1 protein-coding gene is annotated in these 1,428 nt (G+C 38.8%); it reads left to right on the plus strand.

The genetic code is table 11. From position 1 onward, the window contains the following. Positions 1-64: 64 nt before the first annotated feature. Positions 65-1,417, plus strand: a complete 1,353-nt coding sequence (locus ES896_RS19955; RefSeq protein WP_135227228.1) for an IS1182 family transposase — start codon at positions 65-67, stop codon at positions 1,415-1,417. Positions 1,418-1,428: the final 11 nt, after the last annotated feature.

Consider the following 1,428-nt stretch of genomic DNA (forward strand, 5'->3'; position numbering starts at 1 on the left):
CTTAAATTTTCCACTACCCCATTTTATAATAGAGAAAAGCATACTAAAGGAAGGTGTTTTTCTCATGTTCCACACTAGAAATTCTTCTCAGCACGAAGCCGAATTTGTATTGCTAGATCAACTGGTCGAAGAGGATCACCTGCTTCGTAAAATTGATCAGTACATTGATTTTTCATTTATCATAGACAAAGTAAAACCATATTATAGTGAGAATAAAGGTCGTCCCTCACTTGATCCACTTATTTTGTTCAAAATGATGTTTATCGGATACCTGTACGGTATCCGTTCTGAAAGACAACTTGAAAAAGAAATTTACTATAACATGGCGTATAGATGGTTTTTAGGTTTAAACATCAATGACCCCGTTCCCCATCACTCGACCATTAGCTGGAATCGTCGTACTCGATTTAAAGATACAACGATTTTTCAAGATATTTTCGATGAAATTGTTCTTCAAGCCATCAATCATGATATGGTAGGAGGCCGCGTTCTTTTTACTGACTCCACTCATCTTAAAGCCAATGCCAATAAACATAAATATACAAGAAAAACAATTGAACAAGATACACAGAACTATATAAATGAATTAGAAGAAGCGATCCAAGAAGATCGGGTGGCACACGGAAAAAAGCCCTTAAAGGTAAAAGAGGAGGTGAAAACGGAAAAAGACATTCGTCAAAGTACGACTGATCCTGAAAGCGGCTATCTTTATCGTGAAAACAAACCAGAAGGCTTTTTCTACCTAGACCACCGTACAACGGATATGAAGTACAATATCATCACAGATGCCCATGTCACGCCTGGCAATGTCCATGATTCCGTTCCGTATCTTGAACGATTGGATCACCAAATCGCACGATTTGGTTTTCAAGTAAACGCAGTTGCCCTTGATTCTGGTTATTTGACAACCCCAATCTGTAAAGGTTTATCTGATCGCCTTATTTTTGGTGTCATCGCACATAGACGTTTTCATCCAACAAGAGGATTATTCGAGAAGTGGAAATTCCAGTATGATTCTAAACACGATCAATACATATGCCCGAATGGTGAAAAGCTTTTATATACCACCACTGATCGAAAAGGTTATAGATTCTACAAATCAGATCCTAAAAAATGTACATCGTGTCCTTTCCTTGAAAACTGCACAAGATCTAAAAATCATCAAAAGGTCATCTCAAGACATGTGTGGGAGGAACATAAAGAAAAGATCAGGCAAAATCGTCTGTCTGCCGCTGGAAAAGAGCTATATAAAAAAAGAAAAGAAAAAATAGAGCGAAGCTTTGCAGATTCAAAACAACTGCATGGGCTTCGCTACTGCCGGTTGAGGGGAAAACAAAATGTGAGTGAGCAAGTGCTTCTCACAGCTGCCTGCCAGAACATGAAGAAGATTGCCACACACCTAGCAAAGCTAGGCTAGGTGTGTGGGAG

The sequence above is a fragment of the Bacillus sp. 005/A4HT-01/001 genome (assembly GCF_004634445.1).
Classification (GTDB): Bacteria; Bacillota; Bacilli; order Bacillales; family Bacillaceae; genus Bacillus; species Bacillus altitudinis.